The sequence below is a fragment of the Humibacter soli genome, assembly GCF_054779035.1.
Genome location: NZ_BAAGYX010000002.1, coordinates 247,757 through 270,010, shown reverse-complemented (window position 1 = coordinate 270,010; position 22,254 = coordinate 247,757). Strand labels below are relative to the sequence as shown.

Below are 22,254 nucleotides of genomic sequence, written 5' to 3'. Positions count from 1 at the left end.
CTCATGACTCCTTGCTGATGGATGTTGTCATTGTCGGTCGGATGCCCGCCCGTCGGCTACGCCTGCGACGAAGCGTCGCGTGCGAAGAGGGACGCGAACTGCCCGTAGCCCTCGCGCTCGAGGTCGGCCAGCGGCACGAAGCGAAGGGCGGCGGAGTTGATGCAGTAGCGCAGTCCGCCGGCCTCCACCGGGCCGTCGTCGAACACGTGCCCAAGGTGGCTGTCACCGTGGGTCGAGCGCACCTCGGTGCGCACCATGCCGAACGCCGTGTCGGTGTTCTCCACGATGTTCGCCGGGTCGAGCGGTGCGGTGAAGCTCGGCCATCCGCAACCGCTGTCGTACTTCGTCGTCGAGGCGAAGAGCGGCTCGCCCGACACGATGTCGACGTACAGCCCAGCCTCGTGGTTGTCCCAGAACTCGTTGCGGAACGCGGGCTCGGTCGCCGCCTTCTGCGTCACGTCGTACTGGCGGCGCGTCAGCTTGGCGACGGCCTCGGGATCCTTGCGATAGTTGCTCATTGTGAACTCCTTACATGAGGAAGAACACGGTGCCCCTGTCGTAAGTTCCCGTACGTGCCCACCGAAGCTGTGAGATCGCTGTGACTCAGAGAGCTTCGGTCGAGCGAGCGTTACGCGCGGAAAATCGCGAGGGCGTCCGCGATGGTCTCGTGGTCGACGACGTCCGGTTCACCGGATGACGAGAGGGTGCCGATGAGCTCGCCGTTCACGAAGAGCGGGATGCTGCCGCCCCAGAACTTGTACTCGTCACCCAGCCCGTCGGCGAAGGAAGGGTCGGCATCCTTCTTGAACCTGGCGAGCAAGGAGCTGTGCTTGAAGTGCTTCACCACGAGGCGCTTGCCCGCGATCACCTCGGCGTTGCCCTCGCCGGTCGTGCCGAGCTGGGCGCGGTAGGCGAGCTCGTCGCCGATGTGCACCTCGACGCAGAGGTTGATGCCGCGCTCACGGATGAGTGCCACGCCGATCTCGCCGAGCCGCACGGCGTCGTCGCGGGTGAAGGAAGCGAAGTCCGCGACGGGCTCTGCTTCGAGTAGTTCAAGGGTGTAGACGGGTTCCGGATGTGCCATGAGGGCATTCTGTCGGATTCGCACCACCGCGTGCGCGTCCGCCTCCGGAATCCTTGACGGTATGACGTAAACTACGGACAAAGTCAGCACTTTGTCACCTGGAGCGAACATGGCGGATTCCATCGCCGAGCAGACGATGCTCCCGTCGGAGCTCTTCATGGATGTCGACCGATCAGGCCCCATCCCGATGTACTTCCAGGTGGCAACGATCATCGAGCAGGCGATCAACGACGGCATCCTGCCGCCCGGCTCACGGCTGGAGAACGAGGTCGCGCTCGGAGAGCGGCTCGGACTGTCGCGTCCCACCGTGCGCAGAGCGATCCAGGAGCTCGTCGGCAAGGGGCTGCTGGTGCGGCGGCGCGGGATCGGCACGCAGGTGGTTCAGCGTCCGCTGACCCGCAAGGTCGAGCTCACGAGCCTTTTCGACGACCTGGAGCGCGGCAGCAAGCATCCGACCACAACCTTGCTCTCACGGGAGATGATCACGGCGGACGAGCACATCGCCGAGGTGCTGTCGATCCCGTCGGGGTCACCCGTGCTGCACGTGAAGCGGGTGCGGTCATCCGACGGCGTTCCGCTGGCCGTGCTGGAGAACTTTCTGCCCGAGGAGTTCGGCGACATCACCGAGGAAGACCTGCGAGCACGCGGCCTCTACCAATTGATGCGCTCGCGCGGCACGCTGCTGAGCGTGGCGCAGCAGACGATCGGCGCGCGGGCTGCGACTCACGAGGAGAGCCGGCTGCTGAACGTCAAGGATCACGGCCCTGTGCTCACGATGGACCGCACCGCGTACAACAACAACGGACGGGCTGTCGAATACGGCCACCACTGCTACCGGCCCGACCTCTACGCCTTCGAGATCACGCTCGTCAACAAGTGACGCTGCGCCAGTGGCGCGCGGGCACCGAGCCGGAACGGCGGCGTCAGCCGGCGAGCGCGGCCAGCTTCCGGGCGACGTCGCGAGCTGACGGGTTCGTCATCGCGGACCCGTCGGAGAACAGCACGGTCGGAACGGTCTGGTTGCCGCCGTTGACGCGCTCGACCGTGGTCGCGGCATCCGGGTCCCGCTCGATGTCCACCTCGGTGAAGGCGATGTTCGCCAGGGAGAGCTGCGTCTTGAGGTTGCGGCAGTACCCGCACCAGGTCGTCGTGTACATGATCGGTGCCTCGGTGGCCATGCCCTTGCTCCTCGTCGTCTGTGTGTAAGTCCCTCTGTGCACCAACCAAGAGTGCGGACCGCGCATTCCGCCCGAGAGGCGGAGACTGGAGGCATGCGCAGGCTTCGGATGCTCGGCGTCGCGGTCGCCTGCACCGTGGCGCTTACGCTCGCCGCCTGTGTCGACGGCGGAGACCACGTGGCGCCGTCGACTCCCCCGGCGCCACGACCGACCCCCTCGGCGTCCCCGACGCCCGCACCCATCGCGGTGCCCGTGTGGCCGAGTTATCACTCGGACCAGGCACGCACGGCATCCGTCTCGGGCACAGCACCGAACCCCGCCAAGCAAGCGTGGAACGTCGATCTCGGTTCCGCGGTCTACGGCCAGCCCGTCGTGATCGGCGACACGGTGATCGTCGGCACGGAGTCGGACGCCGTGGTCGCACTCGACCGCACCACCGGACGCCGTCTGTGGTCGTACCAAGTGGGCGCACCTCTCACGAACGTCGTGCAGCGGGTCGGCTGCGGCAACATCGACCCGCTCGGCATCACCTCGTCGCTCGCCATCGACACGGCTCGCGGCGAGGTCTTCGCGGTCGGTGAGGTCGTCGACGGCGATGGCAGCGTGCACCACCGGCTCGTCGGACTCTCCGTCGCCAACGGGCATCTCATGTTCAGTGAGAACGCCGATCCTCCGCTGCCCGGCGGCGAGGACCCCGCCGACCTGCTGCAACGCGTCGGCCTCGCGATCGGAAACGGCCGCGTGTATATCGGGTACGGCGGCAACTACGGCGACTGCGGCACCTATCACGGCTGGCTCGTCGGGGCGTCTGAGACGGCGCAGGGCGACCTCGTGAGCTTCGAGGTGGCGAAGGATGGCGAGGGCGGCGCGATCTGGCTGTCGGGCGGCGCCCCTGCGATCGGCCCGGACGGCAGCGTCTACGTCACGACCGGGAATTCCAACCCGTGGCCGCCCGGTATGGATCAGATCGAGCTGACGGAGAGCGTCGTGAAGCTCTCGCCGACGCTGCAGGTGGTCGCGTCGTTCAAGGACGAGGCGGCGGGCGGCGACGAGGACCTCGCGACCGGCAACCCGGTGCTGCTGCCCGGCGGTCTCGTCTTCGCGGTCGGCAAGACCGACAACGGATACCTTCTGCAGGCATCCGACCTCTCCCGCGTCGCCGAGATCGGCGGCGTCTGCGGCAGCGACCCCGACGGGGGGCCGGCCTTCGACCCCGTCACAGGGCGATTGTTCGTGCCGTGCCGCGGCGGTGGCATCCAGGTGATCGAGGTGACTGCGCGCGCACTCGGCCCTGTGCTTCAGGGTGCGAACAGCGCGCCGATCGTCGTCGGCGGCACCGTGTGGGCGGCGACTTACCCGGATGGCGGCTTGACCGAGTTCTCCGCGAGCTCGGGCGCCCCCATGCAGACCGTCGACACGGGTCCGCTGCCGAACTTCGCTACCCCGTCCTTCGTCAGCGGGATGTTGTTCCTCGGCACGACCAACGGCGTGATCGCCTTCGGCGGGTAAGACCGCCGTGGTTTGAGGAGCACCGCGAAGCGGCGCATCCCCCGCCGGTTGAGGAGCACCGCGAAGCGGCGCGTCTCGAAACCCGGTCGCAAGATGTCGGGGGTTTCGAGACGCGCGCGGCTGCGGCACGAGCCCCTCAACCAGCGAGGGGGATGCTCTCCCAACGGCCGGTCGCGCCGGAGCGAAGGGCGGCATCTGCGATCGCCGCGGCCGCGCGCCCTTCGGCGACGGACGGTCCGTGCTGCACGCCCTCCGCGACGGAGCGGAGGAACGACGCCGCCTCGATCGTCTTGAGGTCGTCGAATCCCATCGCGGTCCCGCCGCCGGGCTGGAACCGCGCGAAGTCGCCGTCACCGGGCTGCGCGTACAGGGTGGTGTATCCGTAGTCCGAGTCGCCACGGACGGCGAGCCTCAGCTCGTTCATCCGCTGGAAGTCCCACCGCAACGACCCCTCCGTGCCGTAGACGTCGATGATGTACTCGGCGCGGGGCCCCACCGCGATACGGCTGGACTCGAAGACGCCGAGCGCTCCGCCCTCGAAGCGCGCGAGCACTGCCGCGTAGTCCTCGTTCTCCACAGGCGCGGGCTCACCGGTCGCGGTCGCGTTGTGGCCGATGGCGATGCCGGTCAGCCGCGGCCGCTGCTCGATGTAGGTCTGCTGAGCCGCCGAGACCTCGCTGATCGGACCGACCAGATAGGTGGCCAGGTCGAAGCCGTGCGACAGCAGGTCGCCGTAGACGCCTGACCCTGCCCGGTCGCGGATGAACCGCCACATCAGCGCGCCCTGAGGGTCAGACGAGTAGTCCGCGAGGAACGAGACTCGCACGTTGGTGATGCGACCTAGCCGTCCGGAGGCGATCAGCCCACGCGCCTTTGCAACGGCGGGCGGGTTGCGGTAGCTGAACCCGACAGCGGTGACGACGCCGGCGTCCGCCGCGGCACGGGCGATATCGTCGCTCTCGGCGAGGCCACGCCCCATCGGCTTCTCGATCCAGAATGGCTTGCCCGCCGCGGCGACGGCGAGCGCGATCTCGCGATGCAGGTAGTTCGGCGCGCAGATCGAGACTGCCTCGACGGCGGGGTCGGCGATCACCTCCCGATAGTCGGCGACGGCGCGCTCGTAACCGAGCAGTTCGACGGCATCCGCCCGATTGCCCTCCACGACGTCCGCCGCGACCGCGAGCCGAGGGCGCACGGCGAGCTCCGGGTAGTGCTCGTTCACGTTGCGGTACGCGCGCGAGTGCGCCCGTCCCATCCAGCCGACGCTGATCAGGCCGATGCCCAGCGGGCGTGCCGCCGAGCCGCGTGGTGCCGAAGGCTGTGCATCCATCGCTATGCCTCCGCGATCAGCTCACGGATGCGCGCCAGCTGGAAGCGCGACGTCTCGTCAGCGGTCTCGTCTTCGGCGAAGACGTTCGAGCAGATGATGGCGTCGTCGCGGTCGAGGAATCCGGATGACCTGAGTGCGCCGAACAGCTCCGTCCAGTCGACATCGCCGTCGCCGATCCGCAGGTGCTGGTGCACCCTGGCCGGGTTGCCCGGCGGGTTGGTGATGTACCGAAGGCCGTGCGAGCGGCGGTGGTCGAAGCTGTCGGCGGCGTAGACGGCGCCCAGCCGGTCGCCGACCTCGGGGATGAGCGTTGCCGCACGGTCGCCGTAGTGGAAGGTGTGGCTGCCGACGTAGACCAGGCCGACGGCATCCGAATCGAGCCCGCGGATGATGCGCCACGCTTCGAGCCCGTCCTCGACGAAGTCGTCGGGGTGCGGGTCGATGTTGACGCGGATGCCCGCAGCCTCGATCAGCGGCAGCAGCTCCTCCATCGATCGGTAGAAGCCCGCCTCCGACTCCTCAGCGCGCTCGGGGCGCCCGGAGAACTCCGTGTTGATCACCGGAACCTCGAGCTCCTGGGCGATCTGGATGATCCGCTTCCAGTTGCGCACCGCTGCGTCGCGCGGCAGCTCCTCCGGCCAGGACCAACGCTGAACAGGAAGCAGCGAGCTGACCCCGACTCCGGCATCCTTCGCCCGCTTCTTCACCGCGCGAAGGAGGTCGGCGTCGACGCGCGGATGCGAGAAGAACGGCACGAACTCGGGGTGCGGTGTGAGCTGGATCCACTCGTACCCCGTCGACGCCGCCACGTCGAAGAACTCGAGGAACGAGTGCGTCGCGTGGTACGGCGTCGGGTCGAGCGCGATCTTCACCATCGAGATCCTCCTGCGTGCGGATGCTTACGCGTAGAACGCCGGAACGGGCGGGAGCTCCACGAGCACGGGCCCAGGGTTGCTCAGGGCCCGGATGCCCGCGGTGCAGGCGACGGCGACCTTGTAGCCGTCCCAGGCGGACGGGCCGGCGATGGTGCCCTGCTTGGCGGCATCCACCCATGCCTGCACCTCGACGTCGTAGGCCTGCTTGAAGCGCGTCGTGTAGCTCTGGTGCTCGGCGATCTGGAACCGGCCATCCTGCCAGAGCTGCAGCCCGTCGGGCTGGCCGATCTGCGCGATACCGCGCTGGAAGACCGCCTCGGTCGCCACCTGATAGCCGAACTGCACGCTCACGTTCATCTCGACATCCACCAGCACGCCGTTGTCGAGCTCCATCAGCACGAGAATCGGTTCCCGCAGCCGCTCAGGGCCGAGCGCGTTGCGCTTGCCATAGCGCACCTCGACCGAACGGATCGTCGCGTCGGCGAGCCACGGCACCACGTCGAACTCGTGCACCACCGAGTCGGTGATGAGCATCTGCTGCGTGTAGCTCTCCGGTACTGACGGGTTGCGATGCACGCCGCGCAGCATCAGCAGCTCGCCGGCGATGCCGGATTCGATCAGTTCTTTGAGCTGGCGGTATTGGGCGTCGAAGCGACGCATGAAGCCGACCTGGATGAGCTGCCTTCCGCCCTTCTGCTCCGCCTCGACGATGCGCCACGATGACTCGGGATCTTGCGTGAGGGGCTTCTCGCAGAGGATCGGGATTCCGGCGGCGAGCGCGGGGAGCAGCACCGGCTCGTGGAACTGGCCCGGTGTGGCGATCACGACGGCGTCGACGGCACCCGCGTCAAGAGCGTCCTCGATGCCGGTGAAGAGCGCGGCCCCCGGAGCGTGAGCGGCGGCGGCCTGGGCGCGGCCGGCGTCCGGCTCGATGATCGCCGAGACCGTCGCACCCGTGATCGTCTCGGTGAGCCGGGTGATGTGGTCGGCGCCCATGATGCCGGCTCCGACGACGCCGACGCGCAGTTCGCTGGTGGTCATAGGTGGTCTCCTTGGGGGCGGTGCGGTGGTCAGCGGGTGCGGGTGAGCGGGGAGCAGCCGAAGATGTGCTCGCGGGTGCGGGTGGCGATGCCGAGCGGCAGGTCGATGTCGGTACCCGGCATGTCCTGCTCGACGATCGCGAAGATGTCCTGGTCGATCGAGGAGACGGCCTCGATGATCGGAGCGAATTCCGGGATGCCCGACGGCGGCTCCACCATGATGTCGATCGCCGAGTCGCCGAACGGCACGTCGTTCTTGAGCACCTCGAACCGCAGCTCGGGGTCGATCTGCTTGAGGTGCAGATAGCCGATGCGGTCGGGATGCGCGGCGATCATCTTCAGGTTGTCACCGCCGTAGTACGCGAAGTGGCCCGTGTCGAGGCAGAGGTTCACGTAGCGCGGATCGGTCTGCGCGAGCAGCCGCTCCACCTCGCGGTACGTGCCGACGTGGCTGTCGGCGTGCGAGTGGAACTGCTGGTGCACGCCGTACTCCTCGAGCAGCGCCTTGCCGAGGCGGTCGTGACCGGATGCCAGCTTCTGCCACTGCTCGTCGGTGAGCGTGCGCGACTCGAGGGTCTCGCCCGTGGCATCCGATCGCCAGAGGTCGGGGATGACCACGATGTGCTCCGCACCCAGCGCATGGGCGAGCCCGGCGACCTTCACCGCCTGGTCCCACGCGCGCTGCCACTGCTCCTCGCCCTTGTGGAAACCGGTGAAGACGGTTCCCGCCGAGAGCTCGAGGTCGCGCTTGCCCAGCTCATCCCGCAGCTCGTGCGGATCAGTGGGGAGATATCCGTACGGGCCGAGCTCGATCCAGTGGTAGCCGGCGGCCTGAGCCTCGTCGAGGAAACGCTGCCACGGGGTCTGGCGCGGGTCTTCGGGGAACCAGACGCCCCACGAGTCCGGCGCCGTTCCGATGCGCAGGCCAGAGGTGTGCGGCCCGACCGCAGTGGAGCGGGTTTCGGTGTCCGTCATGATGGTCCTTCGGTTGTGGTGTTCAGCCCAGGAGCGGGCGCTGCTTCTTCTGCTGTTCGACGTACTCGGCGCGGGCGTGCCGCGTGCTCTCCAGCTCGGAGACCTGCGCGACGGGCACGTCCCACCAGCCCTCGCCGTCCGGCGCGTAGAGGAATGGGTCCGAATCGACGTGGATGAGCGTGGATGAGTTGCCCGCCTTCGCGGCGGCGACCGCGTCGCTCAGCCGTGAGGCGGCATCCGGTCCGGGCTCGATCTCGACGACATCGATGCCGTAGCTGCGGGCGTTCGCGGCCAGGTCGACCGCGGAGAGCAGGCCACCCGACTCGAAGTTGAGCCGATCGCGGTCGAGGTAGCGGTAGCGGGTTCCGAACCTCTCGGAGCCGACGGTCTCCGAGAGGTGGCCGATGGAGGCGAAGCCCTCGTTCTGGATGAGCACGACGATGATCTTGATGCCCTCGGCCACCGCGGTGGCGAGCTCGCTGTGCAGCATCAGGTAGGAGCCGTCGCCGACCATGACGATCACGTCGCGGTCGTCGCCGAGCGCCTCGAGGCCGCGCTTCACGCCGAGGCCGCCTGCGATCTCGTAGCCCATGGTCGAGAACGCGTACTCCACGTGGTAGCCGAGCGGATCGCGCACGCGCCACAGCTTGTGCAGGTCGCCGGGGAGCGAGCCGGCCGCCTGCACGACGACGTCCTGCGGCGCGCTCGCAGCCTGCACGGCGCCGATGATCTCCGCCTGACTCAGCAGCACCGGGGCGTCCCCTGTGTCGCCCTGCTCAGCCGCGGCGGGTTCGAGCGCGGCGTCGACGACGGCATCCCACGCCCGCTTCTGGCGATCGACGAGCTCGGCGTAGTCGGCGGAAACCCGGTGGCGGTCGAGCGCCGTGAGGAGCGCGGTCAGCGTCTCACGGGCATCCGCGATCACCGGCAGCTGCGTGCCGTGCTTGTAGGCGTCGAACGCCGCGACGTTGATGTTGACGAACGTCACATCGGGGTTCTGGAACGCCGTGCGACTGGCGGTCGTGAAGTCGCTGTACCGCGTGCCGATGCCGATCACGACGTCGGCCTCCGCCGCCAGCCGGTTCGCCGCCGTCGTTCCGGTCGCACCCACACCCCCCAGGTACTGCGGGTGATCCCAGGTCAACGATCCGCCGCCTGCCTGGCTGGTGCCGACAGGGATGCCCGTGCTCTCCACGAACGCGCGCAGGGCGTCCTCCGCGCTCGAGTAGATGACGCCGCCACCGGCGACGATGAAGGGTCGCTTCCCGTCGCGGATGGCTGCGACCGCGGCATCCAGCGCCCACTTCTCCGGCAGGGGGCGGCGGATGTGCCACTCCCTGTCCTGCAGGAACTCGACAGGCACCTCGAGCGCCTCTGCCTGCACGTCTTCGGGCAGCGCGATCGTGACCGCGCCGGTCTCGGCCGGATCGGTCAGCACGCGCAGCGCGGCGAGTGCGATCGAGTACAGCTGCTCCGGGCGCTGCACGCGGTCGAAGAACCGCGAGAGCGGTCGGAACGCGTCGGTGACCTGAATGCCGATGTCGTGCGGATGCTCGAGCTGCTGCAGCACGGGGTCGGCGACTCTGGTGGCGAACGTGTCGCTGGGCAGCAGAAGCGCGGGCAGCCGGTTCGCGGTGGCGAGTGCCGCGCCGGTGAGCATGTTCGCCGCGCCTGGGCCGACGGATGCCGCAGCGGCCAGCGTCGCCCGACGCCTGTGCACCCTGGCGAAGCCGACCGCCTGGTGCACCATCGCCTGCTCGTTGCGGGCCTGGTGGTACGGAAGCAGCTGCGGTTGCAGCACGTTGTACTGTTTCAGCGCCTGGCCGACGCCTGCGACGTTGCCGTGACCGAAGATGCCGAGGATGCCCGGCACGGTGCGCTCCCGCACGTCGCCGTCGACCGTCCACTGGTGCCCGAGGAACTCGACGAGGGCCTGGCCCACCGTCATCCGCCGTGTGGTCATAGGTGTGCTCCGTTGTCCTGTCGAGCGCCGTCGTCTTGGTGGCTGTCGTGCTGCTGGCTGTTGTGCTGCCCGCCCAGCAACCGGGAGTCGGGAAGGCGGGTCTCCCAATGCTTCCTGATCCAGGTCTGCCGTGGATCGTCGGCGATGAGCCACTCGCGCTTCTCGCCCGGCCCGGCCATGACGTTGAGGTAGTACAGGTCGTACTCCGGTGCAGCGGCGGCCGGCCCGTGGTAGCCGAATGGCACAAGCGCGATGTCGCCGGTGCGCACCATCGCCCCCGTGTCGATCTCCCCAGCGGGCGACGAGTAGCTGGCGAACGTGCCGAACGCGTCGACGTCGTGCGGTGGCAGCAACCCGGCGTGCGGCGCAGCCTCGAAGTAGTAGATCTCCTCGAGGCGGGACTCGTGGCCCGGCACGTCCTCGTCGTGCTTGTGCGCGGGATGCGACGACCAGTTGCCGCTCGGCGTGATGACCTCGCAGGCGATGATCGCCGAGGCGTCCAGCGCGTCGGGCGTACCGAAGTTGTGCACCTGACGGGTGTCGCGACCCGCACCGCGGATCTCCACGGGCACGTCGGCCTTCGCGACGTAACGGCTGGGCTTGCGCTCCGAGGTCTTCGCTTCGGCGACGGCCACCCGGCCGCGTCCACGAATGGTCAGCCCCTCGCCAGCGCCGACGAAGAGCACGTCCGTCGGCCCGTCGAACACACTCGTGCGCCCCTGGAGCGTGGTCGTGGTGCCGCCGTGGTCGACCTCGAATCCGCCCGAGAGCGGCACGACGATGCGCTCGACGTCGGCACCGGGCAACTCGAGAGCGCTGGGCGTGTCGACGGAACCGTCATCCAGAACGGCGACGCGGATGCCCGTGTGCTGCCACCCATCGATGCCGTCGTCGACCACCGACTCCCACCCGCCGTCGGCGAGCGTTCCCCGCGGGAAGAACCATTCGTTGCGCACGGCCATGTGCGTGCCTTTCTCGTCTCAGTTTCGCCGACTTCGCTGGTCGAGTAGCGCCGGCCGCAGGTCGACGCCCCCGCTGGTCGAGTAGCGCCGACCGCAGGTCGACGCGTATCGAGACCACGCCTCGACTGGGTAGGGTCTCGATACGCGTGCCGCTGCGCGACTCGCTACTCGACCAGCGGGACGGCATCGGTTTCGACACGCGTGCCTTTGGCGCGCTACTCGACCAGCGGGGTTCAGCACGGGTCAGTCGTTCTGCGGGAATCCGAGGTTGATGCCGCCGTGCGTCGCGGGATCGAGCCAGCGGCTCGTGACCGCCTTCTCACGGGTGAAGAAGTCGAATCCGTGCGCACCGTAGGCCTTGGCGTCGCCGAACAGCGACTTCTTCCAGCCGCCGAACGAGTGGTATGCGACCGGAACGGGGATGGGAACGTTGATGCCGATCATCCCGACCTGCACCTCGTTCTGGAACCGCCTTGCCGCTCCGCCGTCGTTCGTGAAGATGGCGGTGCCGTTGCCGAACTGTCCGGAGTTGATGAGGTCGATGCCCTCCTTGAAGGTCTTGACTCTCACCACCTCGAGGACCGGTCCGAAGATCTCCTCCTGGTAGGCGCGTGACTCGGTGGGCACCTCGTCGATCAGGGTCGGGCCGAAGAAGAACCCGTCCTCGTGGCCCTCCACGGTGAGGCTGCGTCCGTCGACGACGATCGTGGCGCCATCCGCCTCGGCGATGTCGACGTAGCCTGACACCTTCTGGCGGTGCTCGCGGGAGATGAGCGGCCCGAGGTCGGGCTCACCCGCAGCGTCGCCCACCCCGTTGCCGACCCGCAGGCGGCCGATGCGCTCGGAGATCTTGCTGATCAGCTCGTCGGCGACCGGCTCGACGGCGAGCACGACCGAGATGGCCATGCACCGCTCGCCTGCAGCGCCGTACCCGGCATTCACTGCCTGGTCCGCGACGAGGTCGAGGTCGGCATCCGGCAGCACGAGCATGTGGTTCTTCGCCCCGCCGAGGGCCTGCACGCGCTTGCCGTTCTTCGACGCGGTCTCGTAGATGTACTGGGCGATCGGCGTCGATCCGACGAACGAGATCGACTGCACGACCGGGCTGTTCAGCAGGCCGTCGACCGCGAGCTTGTCGCCCTGCAGCACGGTGAACACGCCGTCCGGAAGGCCGGCCTCCTTCCACAACTTCGCGAGCCACAGTGCGGCCGACGGGTCCTTCTCGCTCGGCTTCAGCACCACGGCGTTGCCGGCGGCGATCGCAACCGGGAAGAACCACATCGGCACCATCGCGGGAAAGTTGAACGGGCTGATGATGCCGACCACGCCGAGCGGCTGCTTGATGGAGTAGACGTCGATGCCCGTCGAGGCGCTCTCGCTGAACGCACCCTTGGTCAGGTGCGGGAACCCGGTCGCGAGCTCGACGACCTCCTGGCCGCGGTTGATCTCGCCGAGTGCATCGGAGAGCACCTTGCCGTGCTCGGAGGTGATGATCTCGGCCAGCTCGCCCTTGCGGGAGTTCAGCAGCTCGCGAAACGCGAACAGCACCGCCTGGCGCTTCGCGATCGAGTACTGGCTCCACACCTCGAAGCCGCGCTGCGCCGACTCGATGGCCGCGTCGATCTCCGCCTGGTCTGCGAGGGCGACGCGCTTCGCCTCGACACCGAGCGCCGGGTTGTAGACCGGAGCAGTGCGGCCGCTGGTGGACGGCGAGTCAGCCCCGTCGATCCAGTGCCCGATGACGGCCGGTGCCGTCTGAGCCACGGTGCCGGCAGGTGTCTCGATGGTGTTCGTCATGGTCTTCCTTCTGATGCTTCTGGTGCGATTCGGCCACCCGGCCGGTGCTTGGTCGTGGATGCCAGGTGCGCCGTCAACGTCCATGGACGAGTGCGGCTGCGACATCCACAGCGCGTTCGACGTCGCCGTCCGGCGGGTACAGCAGCGTTCGCCCGACCACGAGGCCGTGCACGCCGGGGAGTGCCAGGGCGGATGCCCACGACGCGTACGTTTCGTCGGGGTCCGCCTCGTTGTCGCCGCCGAGCAGAAGCGTCGGCAGCGTCGTCGCCTCCATCACGCGCTCCATGTTCGGGACGACCGGCAGCTTCAGCCAGGTGTAGGCGGATGACGCGCCGAGGCCCGATGCGATCGCGACCGACGTCACTACCGCCTCCGTCGAGAGGTCGTTGACGATGCGGCCGTCGACCCAGTCGCTCATGAAGGGCTCGAGCATGATCGGCAGACCGGCCTCGGCTGATCGCGACACCGCGTGCGCCGTGTCTTCGAGGGTGCGTGAGGTGGCGGCATCCTGCAGGTTGACACGCACGAGCAGCTTGGCGGCGTCGAGGCCCGAGCGGGTCATGGAGTCGACGTCGTAGCCGGTGTAGCGGTCATCCATCTCGAAGACGGCGCCGCGAAGGCCTCCGCGATTCATCGAGCCGACGGCGATCTTGTCGTCGAGCACGCCGAGCAGGGCGAGGTCTTCGATGATGTCCGGCGTGCCGAGCACCCCATCGACGCCGGGCCGCGAGAGCGCGAGCGCGAGTCGCTGCAGCAGGTCGTAGCGGTTGCCCATCGCGAACGGGTCGCGGCGAACACCGAGAGCTCCGCGTGCAGGATGATCCGCCGCGACGATGAACAGCCGCCCGTCACCGCGCACCAGGGGACGACGCGACCGCGCCGCGAGGGCCGCCGCGATGGATGACGGGTCGTGCTGGCGGCTGTCGCGCAGACGCTCGAATGCGTCATCCGTCACGGGGAGCGCACGCTCACGAGTGGTGTCAGACATGGGCGCGATCCGCCTCCTCGATCAGCGCGTCCACTTCGGAGGTGGTCGGCATCGCGGTCGAGCACTCGCGCCGGCTGGCCACGATGGCGCCCGCGACGTTGGCGAAGCGGATGATCCGCCGAAGGTCCCAGCCCTGCAGCAGCCCGAAGCACAGAGCCCCGCCGAAGCCGTCGCCCGCGCCGAGGCCGTTCACGACCTGCACCTGCACGGGCGAGACCTCAACGGTCTCTTCTCGCGTCTTGGCGAGCACGCCGCGCGGACCTTGCTTCACGATCGCGAGCTCGACGCCGCGGTCGAGCAGGGCGTCGGCTGCACGCTGAGGGTCGGTCTCCCCCACCGCGATCTCGCATTCCTCGCGGTTTCCCACCGCGACGGTGACATGTTCGAGCGCGCGACCCACCTCCTCGGTCGCCGCCTCGGGCGACGACCAGAACATCGGGCGGTAGTCGAGGTCGAGCACAGTGAGCGCCTGTCGGCCGCGCGCCTCCCACGCGACGTGATGCGTGGCGCGGCTGGGCTCCCTGGAGAGCCCTGTGACGGTGGACCAGAAGATGCGCGCGCGGCTGATCTGGTCGAGATCGAGGTCGGCCTCCGTCAGCGCGAGGTCCGGTGCGATCGGCTCGCGGTAGAAGTAGAGGGGAAAGTCGTCAGGCGGGAAGATCTCGCAGAAGGTCACCGGGGTGTTGAGCCCCTGCACCGTGCCGACGAACCGGTCGTCCACGCCGAGCCGACGCAGTTCGAGGTGGGCGTACCGCCCGAAGGGGTCCTCGCCCGTCGCGGTGATCACCGCGCCGCGCAGTCCGTGCCGTGCTGCGGCGATTGCCACGTTGGTCGCACTGCCGCCCAGGTACTTGCCGAACGTCTCGACCTCTTCGAGACCGACGCCGTCCTGCAGCGGGTAGATGTCGACGCCGATGCGGCCGATCGTGATCAGGTCGAACGGCGCACCTTCGTTCTGCTGCCCGTGCGTCGTGCCCGTCTCCGTCATGCCCAGCCGCTCCCTCGTCGAGTTTGTCCTAACAAACTAACATGCGAGCGAGACACCGCGCCACAGCGCGCTGGCGCGCCACACCGGGACGGTCAGGCGATCTGGTACTTGAATCCGATGTGCGAGGGAACGAATCCCAGTCGCTCGTAGAAGCGGTGCGCATCCGGGCGGGCGACGTCTGAAGTCAACTGAATGAGATCGGCGCCCAGTGCCGGCGCCGCCGCGTCGATGACCCAGCGCATCAGGGTGGTTCCGATGCCGCTCGACCGTGTCGTGCTCGCGACGTGCACGGATTCGACAAGGAGCCGGGTGGCGCCGAGGCGTGCCATGCCGGGTATGAGCGTCAACTGCAGGGTGCCGACGGCCTCACCCTGGGCGTCGACGGCGAGAACGAGATCGTTGCGCGGCGCGTCAAGGACCTCGGTCAGCGCTCGCCGATAAATCGAGACGGCTGCCGGATCGTTTCTGTCGCCTCGACCCGCGCTGATCGGATCATCGGTGATGAGTCGCACGACCGCCGAAAGGTCGTCGCCGGTCGCGCGCCGAATCTCCAGGTTCGCGGACCGCGTGGGCCGTGAGTCAGGCAGAGGCAATGCTGTGAGCACGATTCGTCCTTTCAATCGTGACGCGAGCGAGTCAAACGCTACGAGAAGTAGGGAGAGCCTCGTCGCTAATCGCGCGGGTTGCGAGCGGCGAGTGCCGTGATCGCGGTCGCTACAAGAGCGAGCACACCGTAGCCGATCGCGATCTGCGAGAGCGTGAAGATGCCGGTCAGCTGGCCCGCGATGAGGGCGGGAATCGTGGCGCCCGCGTACGAGAGCAAGTAGATCGCACTGAAGATCGGGGCCCGATCGTGCACCCTGCTTCCGTGCAGCAGACCTCGGGTGGTTGCGCTCGTGGCAATGCCTTGGGAAGCGCCGGCGACGACGGTCGCAACGATGAACAGGGCGAGCGTGTCGGTGGTGATCGCCGTGATCGCACCGATCATCCCGACAAGGAAGCCGACCATGCCGAGACGTTGTCCGACGGCGGGACTGAAACGGCCGCTGATCGGCGCGCCGAGAGCGCTCGGTGCCATGTATGCGGCGAACACGAGCCCGAGAACGAGAGGACTCTTCGTGTGCAGCTGCCCTTCGACGATACCGGGGACGAACGCTTGGTAGAAGGATCCGGTCGCCCAGGTGGCGACGATGACGGCCGCGGCGACGGGGACGAGGTGACGGACTTGGGCGGGCACGGACACCCGGGGGCGCAGCGACCTGAGGGCTCCAGGCGTGCGTGGGGCGGTCTCCGGGCTTGCCGCGATCCAGGCGGCTGACGCCAGCAGGAGCACGATGACCAGGATGAAGGTCAGGTCGCGCGGCCAGGGAGCGAACTGGATCAAAGCGCCCGACGCAACGGCGCCGATCGCGAGTCCCAGCATGACCGTCTGGCTGGAGGCCACCGAGGCGAGCCAGGTCGGCTTGCGGGGCGCGGAGTCCACGATGTAGGCGGTGAGGCTGCTGCTGGCGAGCCCGGCACCGAGACCCATCATGCTGCGACCGACCACGAGGACCGCAACGTAATGCACGTCGAGGAGAACGACGGCTCCTGCCACGAGAAGCAGAAGAGCCGCTATCCCGACCGGCTTTCGGCCGACATGGTGCGAGAGGCGGCCGAAGACCAACAGTGTGAGCAACGTGGCCGCGGAGTAGATGACGACGCTCAGCGAAATGTCGAGGTTCGTGAATCCGTCCTCGGCACGATAGATGTTGAACAGGGGGATCGTGACTCCGACGGTCGCGAAGACCGCGAAGAACCCCACGACCGCAGGGATGAACGGCGATCGCTGTTGCGCGAATCCCGCCGCGGGCTCAATCCCGTCACTGATGACGCTTCTCGGTCCCGTCTCTTGCATCACTCGAGCCTCTCTGTCTCGTAGCTGCCGCCCGAACGGAGGTGGTCCCTGCGACGTACGGGCACGTCGAGCCCCGTCTCGGACATCGCTATGCGGTCCTCCCCTGCGGGCTGTACTTGGCGAGCACGGCCTGCGCACGCGCGTAGGGCGTCGCCGAAGGCGCGTCGTTGCGGTTCTTGACCGAAGTCGCGACACTCACGGCCGCATCGATCGCGGCCCGGTACGGCAAGGAGCCGGTGCTGACTCGGCGTACTCCGTAGTCGAAGAGTTCGTCGACGCTGACATCCGGAATGACCAGGACGTTGAGGGGAAGCGGGCACATGCTCGCGAGTTTGGCGACGACGAGTGTTGCAGCGAGTCCCGGAACGAAGATGCCGTCAGCGCCCGCCGACGCATACTGGCCCGAGCGTTCGATGGTCTGCGCGACGGTGCGGTCCTGATCGAGCCAGAACGTGTCCACACGAGCATTGATGAAGACATCCGGTGCGGCCTGCTTGATCGCCGCGATCTTCTTCGCGTGCAGCTCGGGGTCGATGAGTCGCCCACGGGTGGAGTCTTCGATGTTGATGCCATCGACATCGAGAGAAGCAACGAAGTCGGCAACCTCGGCTGGGTCGTCGCTGTAGCCGTCTTCGATGTCGGCCGTGATGTACGCCGGCATATCCCTGATCACATCGATGAGCGCGGTGGTCGCCTGCCGAGTCTCTCGGTTGGCGACACGCCCTCCGACTGCGGCGCCGACCCCGAAGCTGGTAGTGCCCACTGCCGCAAAGCCGGCCTCGATGAAGGCGGCAGCGGAGCCGAAATCCCACGCGTCGGGCAGGAGCAGAGCCTCAGGGCCGTTGTGCAGGTCGTGGAAGCTCATCGCTATTCGCCGTACTTGTGGCTGTCGACGCCGGATTCGAACGCCGTGAGCACATCGTCGACGTCGTCGACAGACGCCGCCTGCAGCGCTTGAGCGGTGCTGCGAATCCCGGGGTGAACCTTGTCGACGAGGTCCTCGTACTCGGGGTTCCGGTCGATGAATTCCCTGATGATCGGACAGATGATCGTGATCGTGCGACCTGACGGGCGGATGTCGTCCAGCGCACGGGCAATCAGCTCCGTGGCAACTCCGTGGTTGCGGTACGCGAACTTCACCGCGGTGCTCAGCAACGCCACCCGGGTGTCGTTCTGCAGCGTCTTGTACGACAGCGCACCGATGGTGTCCTGATTCAGCTCGACCTCGTACTTCAGGTTCTCATCATCGCGAGAGAACCCGAGCTCGTAGTCCGACCTGTTGGATGAACCGGGAGCTGAGTGACGGGCGGCGATTTGGTCGACCAAGTCCCGTCGCCCGTCGTCGCGCTGTTCAGCACCGTCGGGATACCCCGATCTCGCCGGATACACCCATGCTGCACCCGTCTCGGGTCCGCTCATTCTGCTCTCCAGTTCACTTGCCGTCGCCGAGCCGCAAGGTCCGACTCCGCCACACCGATGGCGCCGTCATCGGGACGGGACCGTCACTCCAGGGTTGTTCGGATCGATGAGATCCGCGTACTGCAGGTGCTTGTTGATGAACGCGCGAACGATCGGGCAGAGAATCGTCACGGTCAAGCGCTGCCTGCGCACATCGTCAAGCACCTGGCGGATCATCTCGGTCGCAACACCATGGCGACGGAACTCCGGATAGACCGCAGCGGCAAGCAGCACGAAACGGTCGCCGACGCGACTGTACGAGATCGCACCGAGCGCCGTGTCGCCGACCATGGCGGTGTAGACCCGGTTCTCTTCCTCGTTCGTCACGGTGATGTCCGAGACGATGACGTCATCGATAGGCCTGTCGCCAGATCGCATGACCTGCTCTATCAACGCCAGCTGGTCTTCGGTGAGTGGCTCCGTTCCGCCCGGGCGCCCCGCCTCGTCGTGGTGCTCGAGGGTGTCACCGTGGGGCGGCGTGGCATCCGTCATGACGAGAACCTTTCGTTCGGACCCGGGCTGCTCGCCCACTGGCCGGCGAGACCGGCGCGGATTCCTTGACGCCTCCAACTATAGATTAAATGGACCATTTGGTCCGCTTGACATACGCGGCCTGTGTCCGACGTCGCGACCCGGGACGAGCGCCGGGCCCGTGCCCTCGCGCTTAACTCCAGCGGGCGAGTGGAAAGGACAGGCTGAACGCGCTGCCCTCTGAGGACGTGCTGACCAGCCGCACGGTGCCCCCATACCGGTTGGCCGTGTCCTTCACGAGCGCCAGTCCGATGCCGCGCCCCACGTCGTCGGACTCACGGGCCGGTCGCGAGTGGGCGAAGCGGTCGAAGATGCGCAACGGGTCGATGCCGACGATGCCCGTTCCGTGGTCGACGACCCGGATGCGCACCCGGCGACGAACCACAGCGATCTCGACCAGCACGCGGGAGCCGGGCCCCGAGTGCCGCACGGCGTTGTCGAGCAGGATGACCACGCACCGCCGCAGCCTCTCGGCCGGGATGCCCACCGAGAACGGTCCCGCATAGTCGTACTCGATCTCGATCGAGCGTTCCGCGGCGAGCATGTTCACCTCGTCGACCGCATCGGCGACCGCGAGCCCGGCGTCGATCGCATTCTCCGGTTGCGCGGCGTTCTGCAACGCTGCGGCCTCGAGCAGGTCGGAGATCACGTTGTTGAGTCGTTCGGCGTCGTGCTTCAGCGCCTGCAGCTCCTCGGCGACCGGCTCCGGTGTGTTCGTCTCACGTTCGAGCAGCTCGATGCGCATGTCGAGCACTGCGAGCGGCGTGCGAAGTTCGTGGCTGGCATCCGTCACGAAGTCCCTCTGCAAGCGCAGCGCTTCGGCGAGCGGCCGCACCGCCCTACGGGTCAGCACGAGCGCCATGGCCGCTGCGACGACGACAGCGATGGCGCCTCCGGCAATGCCCGCGAGCAGAAAATCGCGAGCCCCGAGCGTCATGCTCAGGTCGCGGAACGGAAAGACCTGCAGCTGCTGCGGCACCTGGCGCAGCACGAACAGGATCGCGCCGACCAAGCCGACGGCGGCGACGATCACCACGGCGAGCGCGAACTGCAGGGCTACCCGCACGGATGCCCTCCGCACGATCTCCTCGTCGGTCTGCGACGACACGACGCGGGCGCGGCTCATCGCACCCCGCGGCGGTACCCGCGACCCTCCATCCGGACAGCGTCTCACGTCACGGCATCGCCCCGTAAGAGCGGCACGACAACAGGGGCAGACCGACTTGTTCCACGGGACCTCAACTGCCTACCGAACGCTCCGCGTCACGCCTGCCGAACCACGGTGCCCGCAGCCGTAAGACGTCGTGCAGCGTTCTTCCGTGCCGCCATTCCCGCACGGTCAGCCAGATGATCAGAGCGTCGAGCAGCGTCAGGAGAAGCACCCCGACCGAGAACTTCACGACGAGATCGACCAGCTGGATGACCAGCAGCACCGACAGCGCCCCGACCGCCCACGGGTACACGCGCCTCGATCCGCGCACCAGCGCGATCACGATGGCCAGCTTCACGACGCCGTGAAGAAAGAGGTAGAGCCCACCGATGAAGAGGCTCGAACCGCTCGCCTTCGACGCCTCGTGCAGCAGGAAGTTCGCGAGGAGGTCGTGCGGATCCTCCGCCAGCTCCCCCGCGGTGACCGCTTGGGCGAGCGACATCAGCTGCCACTTGGTGATGAAGAAGAGAGGGATGCCCGCCAGCACCTCGATCAGCCCGTCGATGCCCTTCAGCGCGACGCCGACCAGGAAAACCCAGTCCAGGATCAGGTCGCGACGCTCAGCGTCCAGGCGAAACTTCATCCCCCAAGTCTTCGGCCGCCTGCGCAAAGAAGACTCAAAGAACCCCCGCCCTCCTTCGTCGGCCGCGAAGCGCACACCCCCGCCGGATCCGCGTCACCTCCCCACCGCTGGTTGAGGAGCACGCGAAGCGCGCGTCTCGAAACCACCAACGCCGCCGAGTACCGGTTTCGAGACGCCCGCGGCTTCGCCGCAGGCTCCTCAACCCACGTAGGGGGCACGCCGCCTGCGCAGGCTCCTCAGCCTACGGACCGCTCACCCGCCAAGCGAGCCGGTGAGCCGGCCATGGAACATGCGGCTGTGGTCGTTGAGGCCGACGAGTTCGACCGTCGCTCCATGCTTCTCGTACTTCGACTCCACAGCGTCGAGGGCGGCGACGCTGGAGGCATCCCAAACGTGGGAACCGGTCAGGTCGACGATGACGCGAGGTGGGTCATCCGCGTACGAGAACTGGTCGACGAGGTCGTTGCTCGACGCGAAGAACAGCGGGCCGAGCACCCGGTAGCGCGCCACCGACCCGGCGTCGTCGAGGGTGCGCTCCACCCGCACGACGTGGGCGATGCGCCGTGCGAAGAACACCAGCGCGAGTAGCACGCCGACGCCGACGCCGATCGCAAGGTTGCCGGTCGCGACGATCACCGCGACCGTCACGAGCATCACGAGGGTCTCCGGCACGGGCATCCTGCGCAGCGTCGACGGGCGCACGCTGTGCCAGTCGATGGTCCGGATGGCGACGATCATCATCACCGCGGCGAGTGCCGCCATCGGGATGGCCGCCATCACCGGCGACAGCACTCCGACGAGCAGAAGGAGGAACAGCCCGGCGACGAGAGTGGAGATGCGGGTGCGTGCTCGCCCGATCTGCACGTTGACGACGGTCTGGCCGATCATCGCGCAGCCGGCGACGCCGCCCCACAGTCCGGCGAGGATGTTCGCAATGCCGAGCCCCCACGACTCGCGACCCTTGGCCGAGCGGCTGTCGGTGAGCTCGTCGACGAGCTTCGCGGTCAGCAGGGTCTCGAGCAGGCCGACGAGCGCGGCGGCCAACGCGGTCGGCCCCACGATCTGCAGGGTCTCGAGGTTGAAGGGCACCTTCCACGGCGTGATGCCGGGCAGGGCTCCGCTCACGGTCCCCTCGTCGCCGACCGTGGGAACGTGCAGCCCGAACACGACGGCGGCAGCGGTGACCACCACGATCGCCACGAGTGGCGCGGGCACCGCCTTCGTGAGCCGCGGCAGGAACACCACGATCAGCACGGTCACGATGAACAGCGGATACACCGCCAGCGGCACGTCGATCACGTGCTGCAGCTGGGCGATGAAGATCAGCACGCCGAGCCCGTTGACGAATCCGATCATCACCGACCTAGGGATGTACCGCACGAGCCTCGCGAGCCCCGCGGCCCCGAACGCGATCTGGATGACCCCCGTCAACAACACCGTCGGCAGCACGTATGCGGTGCCGTGCGCATGCACCATCGGCGCCAGTACCAGAGCGACGGACCCCGCAGCTGCCGTCACCATCGCCGGGCGGCCGCCGAGGAACGACATCGCCACCGCCAGCACGACGGAGGAGATGAGCGCGACATCCGGCCCGACTCCCGAGATGATCGAAAACGAGATCACCTCCGGGATGAGCGCGAGCGTCGTCACCATGCCGGCGAGCACCTCGGTGGTGAGCAACCGCGGACGCCTCAACACCGCGCGCACCGGCACGTTGCCGTCGGGAAGACGGTACTCGGCAGACGGCGGCGCAGACGGGGCGAGAGGCATCGGCGTGGTGGCCGGGCAGCCGCGCATGGCCGCGCGGCAGTCCTTTCGGCAGCGGGAGGGGTAGGTATACCAACCTACCGGTGCCCCTCCCCGGCCCGCCCGCACCCCACCGCACC

General features: G+C 67.8%; 22 protein-coding genes. 2 read left to right on the top strand and 20 right to left on the bottom strand.

All coding sequences use genetic code 11. From position 1 onward, the window contains the following. Nucleotides 1-56: 56 nt before the first annotated feature. On the bottom strand, nt 57-518 hold the full coding sequence (gene msrB / locus ACYVDN_RS14385; protein ID WP_460572832.1) for a peptide-methionine (R)-S-oxide reductase: 462 nt from the start codon (nt 516-518) through the stop codon (nt 57-59). 110 nt (nt 519-628) lie between these two features. Further along, complete coding sequence (locus tag ACYVDN_RS14380) at nt 629-1,084, bottom strand: heme-binding protein (RefSeq protein ID WP_460572830.1); 456 nt, start codon at nt 1,082-1,084, stop codon at nt 629-631. Between the two features lie 109 nt (nt 1,085-1,193). Here ACYVDN_RS14380 and ACYVDN_RS14375 point away from each other — a divergent pair, with 109 nt between their 5' ends. Continuing rightward, on the top strand, nt 1,194-1,964 hold the full coding sequence (locus ACYVDN_RS14375) for a GntR family transcriptional regulator (RefSeq protein ID WP_460572828.1): 771 nt from the start codon (nt 1,194-1,196) through the stop codon (nt 1,962-1,964). A gap of 43 nt (nt 1,965-2,007) precedes the next feature. Here the strand turns inward: ACYVDN_RS14375 and ACYVDN_RS14370 are convergent, their stop codons facing one another. Further along, on the bottom strand, nt 2,008-2,262 hold the full coding sequence (locus ACYVDN_RS14370; protein WP_460572826.1) for a thioredoxin domain-containing protein: 255 nt from the start codon (nt 2,260-2,262) through the stop codon (nt 2,008-2,010). A 93-nt stretch (nt 2,263-2,355) separates the two neighbouring features. Between ACYVDN_RS14370 and ACYVDN_RS14365 the strand changes: the two genes are divergently transcribed. Further along, a complete protein-coding gene (locus ACYVDN_RS14365; protein WP_460572824.1) occupies nt 2,356-3,771 on the top strand; it encodes a PQQ-binding-like beta-propeller repeat protein in 1,416 nt (471 codons plus the stop codon). A 136-nt stretch (nt 3,772-3,907) separates the two neighbouring features. Here ACYVDN_RS14365 and ACYVDN_RS14360 read toward each other — a convergent pair whose 3' ends face one another. The 17 genes from ACYVDN_RS14360 to ACYVDN_RS14280 form a co-directional block, all read right to left on the bottom strand. Continuing rightward, nucleotides 3,908-5,101, bottom strand: coding sequence for a Gfo/Idh/MocA family protein (locus tag ACYVDN_RS14360; RefSeq protein WP_460572822.1), 1,194 nt, complete (start codon nt 5,099-5,101; stop codon nt 3,908-3,910). A gap of 2 nt (nt 5,102-5,103) precedes the next feature. Continuing rightward, nucleotides 5,104-5,976 (bottom strand): sugar phosphate isomerase/epimerase family protein, encoded by an 873-nt coding sequence (locus ACYVDN_RS14355; protein ID WP_460572820.1) that lies wholly within the window; start codon nt 5,974-5,976, stop codon nt 5,104-5,106. Nucleotides 5,977-6,000: 24 nt separating this feature from the next. After that, a complete protein-coding gene (locus ACYVDN_RS14350) occupies nt 6,001-7,017 on the bottom strand; it encodes a Gfo/Idh/MocA family protein (RefSeq protein WP_460572818.1) in 1,017 nt (338 codons plus the stop codon). Nucleotides 7,018-7,046: 29 nt separating this feature from the next. Continuing rightward, the gene (locus tag ACYVDN_RS14345) at nt 7,047-7,991 is read right to left on the bottom strand and encodes a sugar phosphate isomerase/epimerase family protein (protein WP_460572816.1); all 945 of its coding nucleotides are present in this window, start codon (nt 7,989-7,991) and stop codon (nt 7,047-7,049) included. Between the two features lie 22 nt (nt 7,992-8,013). Continuing rightward, complete coding sequence (iolD, locus tag ACYVDN_RS14340) at nt 8,014-9,954, bottom strand: 3D-(3,5/4)-trihydroxycyclohexane-1,2-dione acylhydrolase (decyclizing) (protein ID WP_460572814.1); 1,941 nt, start codon at nt 9,952-9,954, stop codon at nt 8,014-8,016. After that, a complete protein-coding gene (gene iolB, locus ACYVDN_RS14335; RefSeq protein WP_460572812.1) occupies nt 9,951-10,916 on the bottom strand; it encodes a 5-deoxy-glucuronate isomerase in 966 nt (321 codons plus the stop codon). The genes iolD and iolB overlap by 4 nt, the downstream gene beginning before the upstream one ends. A 243-nt stretch (nt 10,917-11,159) precedes the next feature. Beyond that, a complete protein-coding gene (locus ACYVDN_RS14330) occupies nt 11,160-12,713 on the bottom strand; it encodes a CoA-acylating methylmalonate-semialdehyde dehydrogenase (protein WP_460572810.1) in 1,554 nt (517 codons plus the stop codon). A 73-nt stretch (nt 12,714-12,786) separates the two neighbouring features. Then, complete coding sequence (locus tag ACYVDN_RS14325) at nt 12,787-13,701, bottom strand: class I fructose-bisphosphate aldolase (RefSeq protein ID WP_460572808.1); 915 nt, start codon at nt 13,699-13,701, stop codon at nt 12,787-12,789. Continuing rightward, nucleotides 13,694-14,689, bottom strand: a complete 996-nt coding sequence (gene iolC, locus ACYVDN_RS14320; protein WP_460572806.1) for a 5-dehydro-2-deoxygluconokinase — start codon at nt 14,687-14,689, stop codon at nt 13,694-13,696. Before iolC ends, ACYVDN_RS14325 begins: the two co-directional genes overlap by 8 nt. A gap of 92 nt (nt 14,690-14,781) precedes the next feature. Beyond that, nucleotides 14,782-15,294 (bottom strand): GNAT family N-acetyltransferase, encoded by a 513-nt coding sequence (locus tag ACYVDN_RS14315; protein WP_460572804.1) that lies wholly within the window; start codon nt 15,292-15,294, stop codon nt 14,782-14,784. Nucleotides 15,295-15,359: 65 nt separating this feature from the next. Further along, the gene (locus tag ACYVDN_RS14310; RefSeq protein WP_460572802.1) at nt 15,360-16,586 is read right to left on the bottom strand and encodes an MFS transporter; all 1,227 of its coding nucleotides are present in this window, start codon (nt 16,584-16,586) and stop codon (nt 15,360-15,362) included. A gap of 88 nt (nt 16,587-16,674) precedes the next feature. Further along, on the bottom strand, nt 16,675-17,451 hold the full coding sequence (locus tag ACYVDN_RS14305; protein WP_460572800.1) for an isocitrate lyase/PEP mutase family protein: 777 nt from the start codon (nt 17,449-17,451) through the stop codon (nt 16,675-16,677). A gap of 2 nt (nt 17,452-17,453) precedes the next feature. Further along, nucleotides 17,454-18,005: a GNAT family N-acetyltransferase gene (locus tag ACYVDN_RS14300; protein WP_460572798.1), complete on the bottom strand. Its 552-nt coding sequence runs from the start codon at nt 18,003-18,005 to the stop codon at nt 17,454-17,456. A gap of 66 nt (nt 18,006-18,071) precedes the next feature. Continuing rightward, complete coding sequence (locus ACYVDN_RS14295; RefSeq protein WP_460572796.1) at nt 18,072-18,536, bottom strand: GNAT family N-acetyltransferase; 465 nt, start codon at nt 18,534-18,536, stop codon at nt 18,072-18,074. A 172-nt stretch (nt 18,537-18,708) separates the two neighbouring features. Further along, nucleotides 18,709-19,701 (bottom strand): sensor histidine kinase, encoded by a 993-nt coding sequence (locus ACYVDN_RS14290; RefSeq protein ID WP_460572794.1) that lies wholly within the window; start codon nt 19,699-19,701, stop codon nt 18,709-18,711. A 112-nt stretch (nt 19,702-19,813) separates the two neighbouring features. After that, the gene (locus tag ACYVDN_RS14285; RefSeq protein ID WP_460572792.1) at nt 19,814-20,368 is read right to left on the bottom strand and encodes a DUF2127 domain-containing protein; all 555 of its coding nucleotides are present in this window, start codon (nt 20,366-20,368) and stop codon (nt 19,814-19,816) included. Between the two features lie 252 nt (nt 20,369-20,620). Further along, nucleotides 20,621-22,138, bottom strand: coding sequence for a SulP family inorganic anion transporter (locus tag ACYVDN_RS14280; RefSeq protein ID WP_460572790.1), 1,518 nt, complete (start codon nt 22,136-22,138; stop codon nt 20,621-20,623). Between the last annotated feature and the right edge of the window lie 116 nt (nt 22,139-22,254).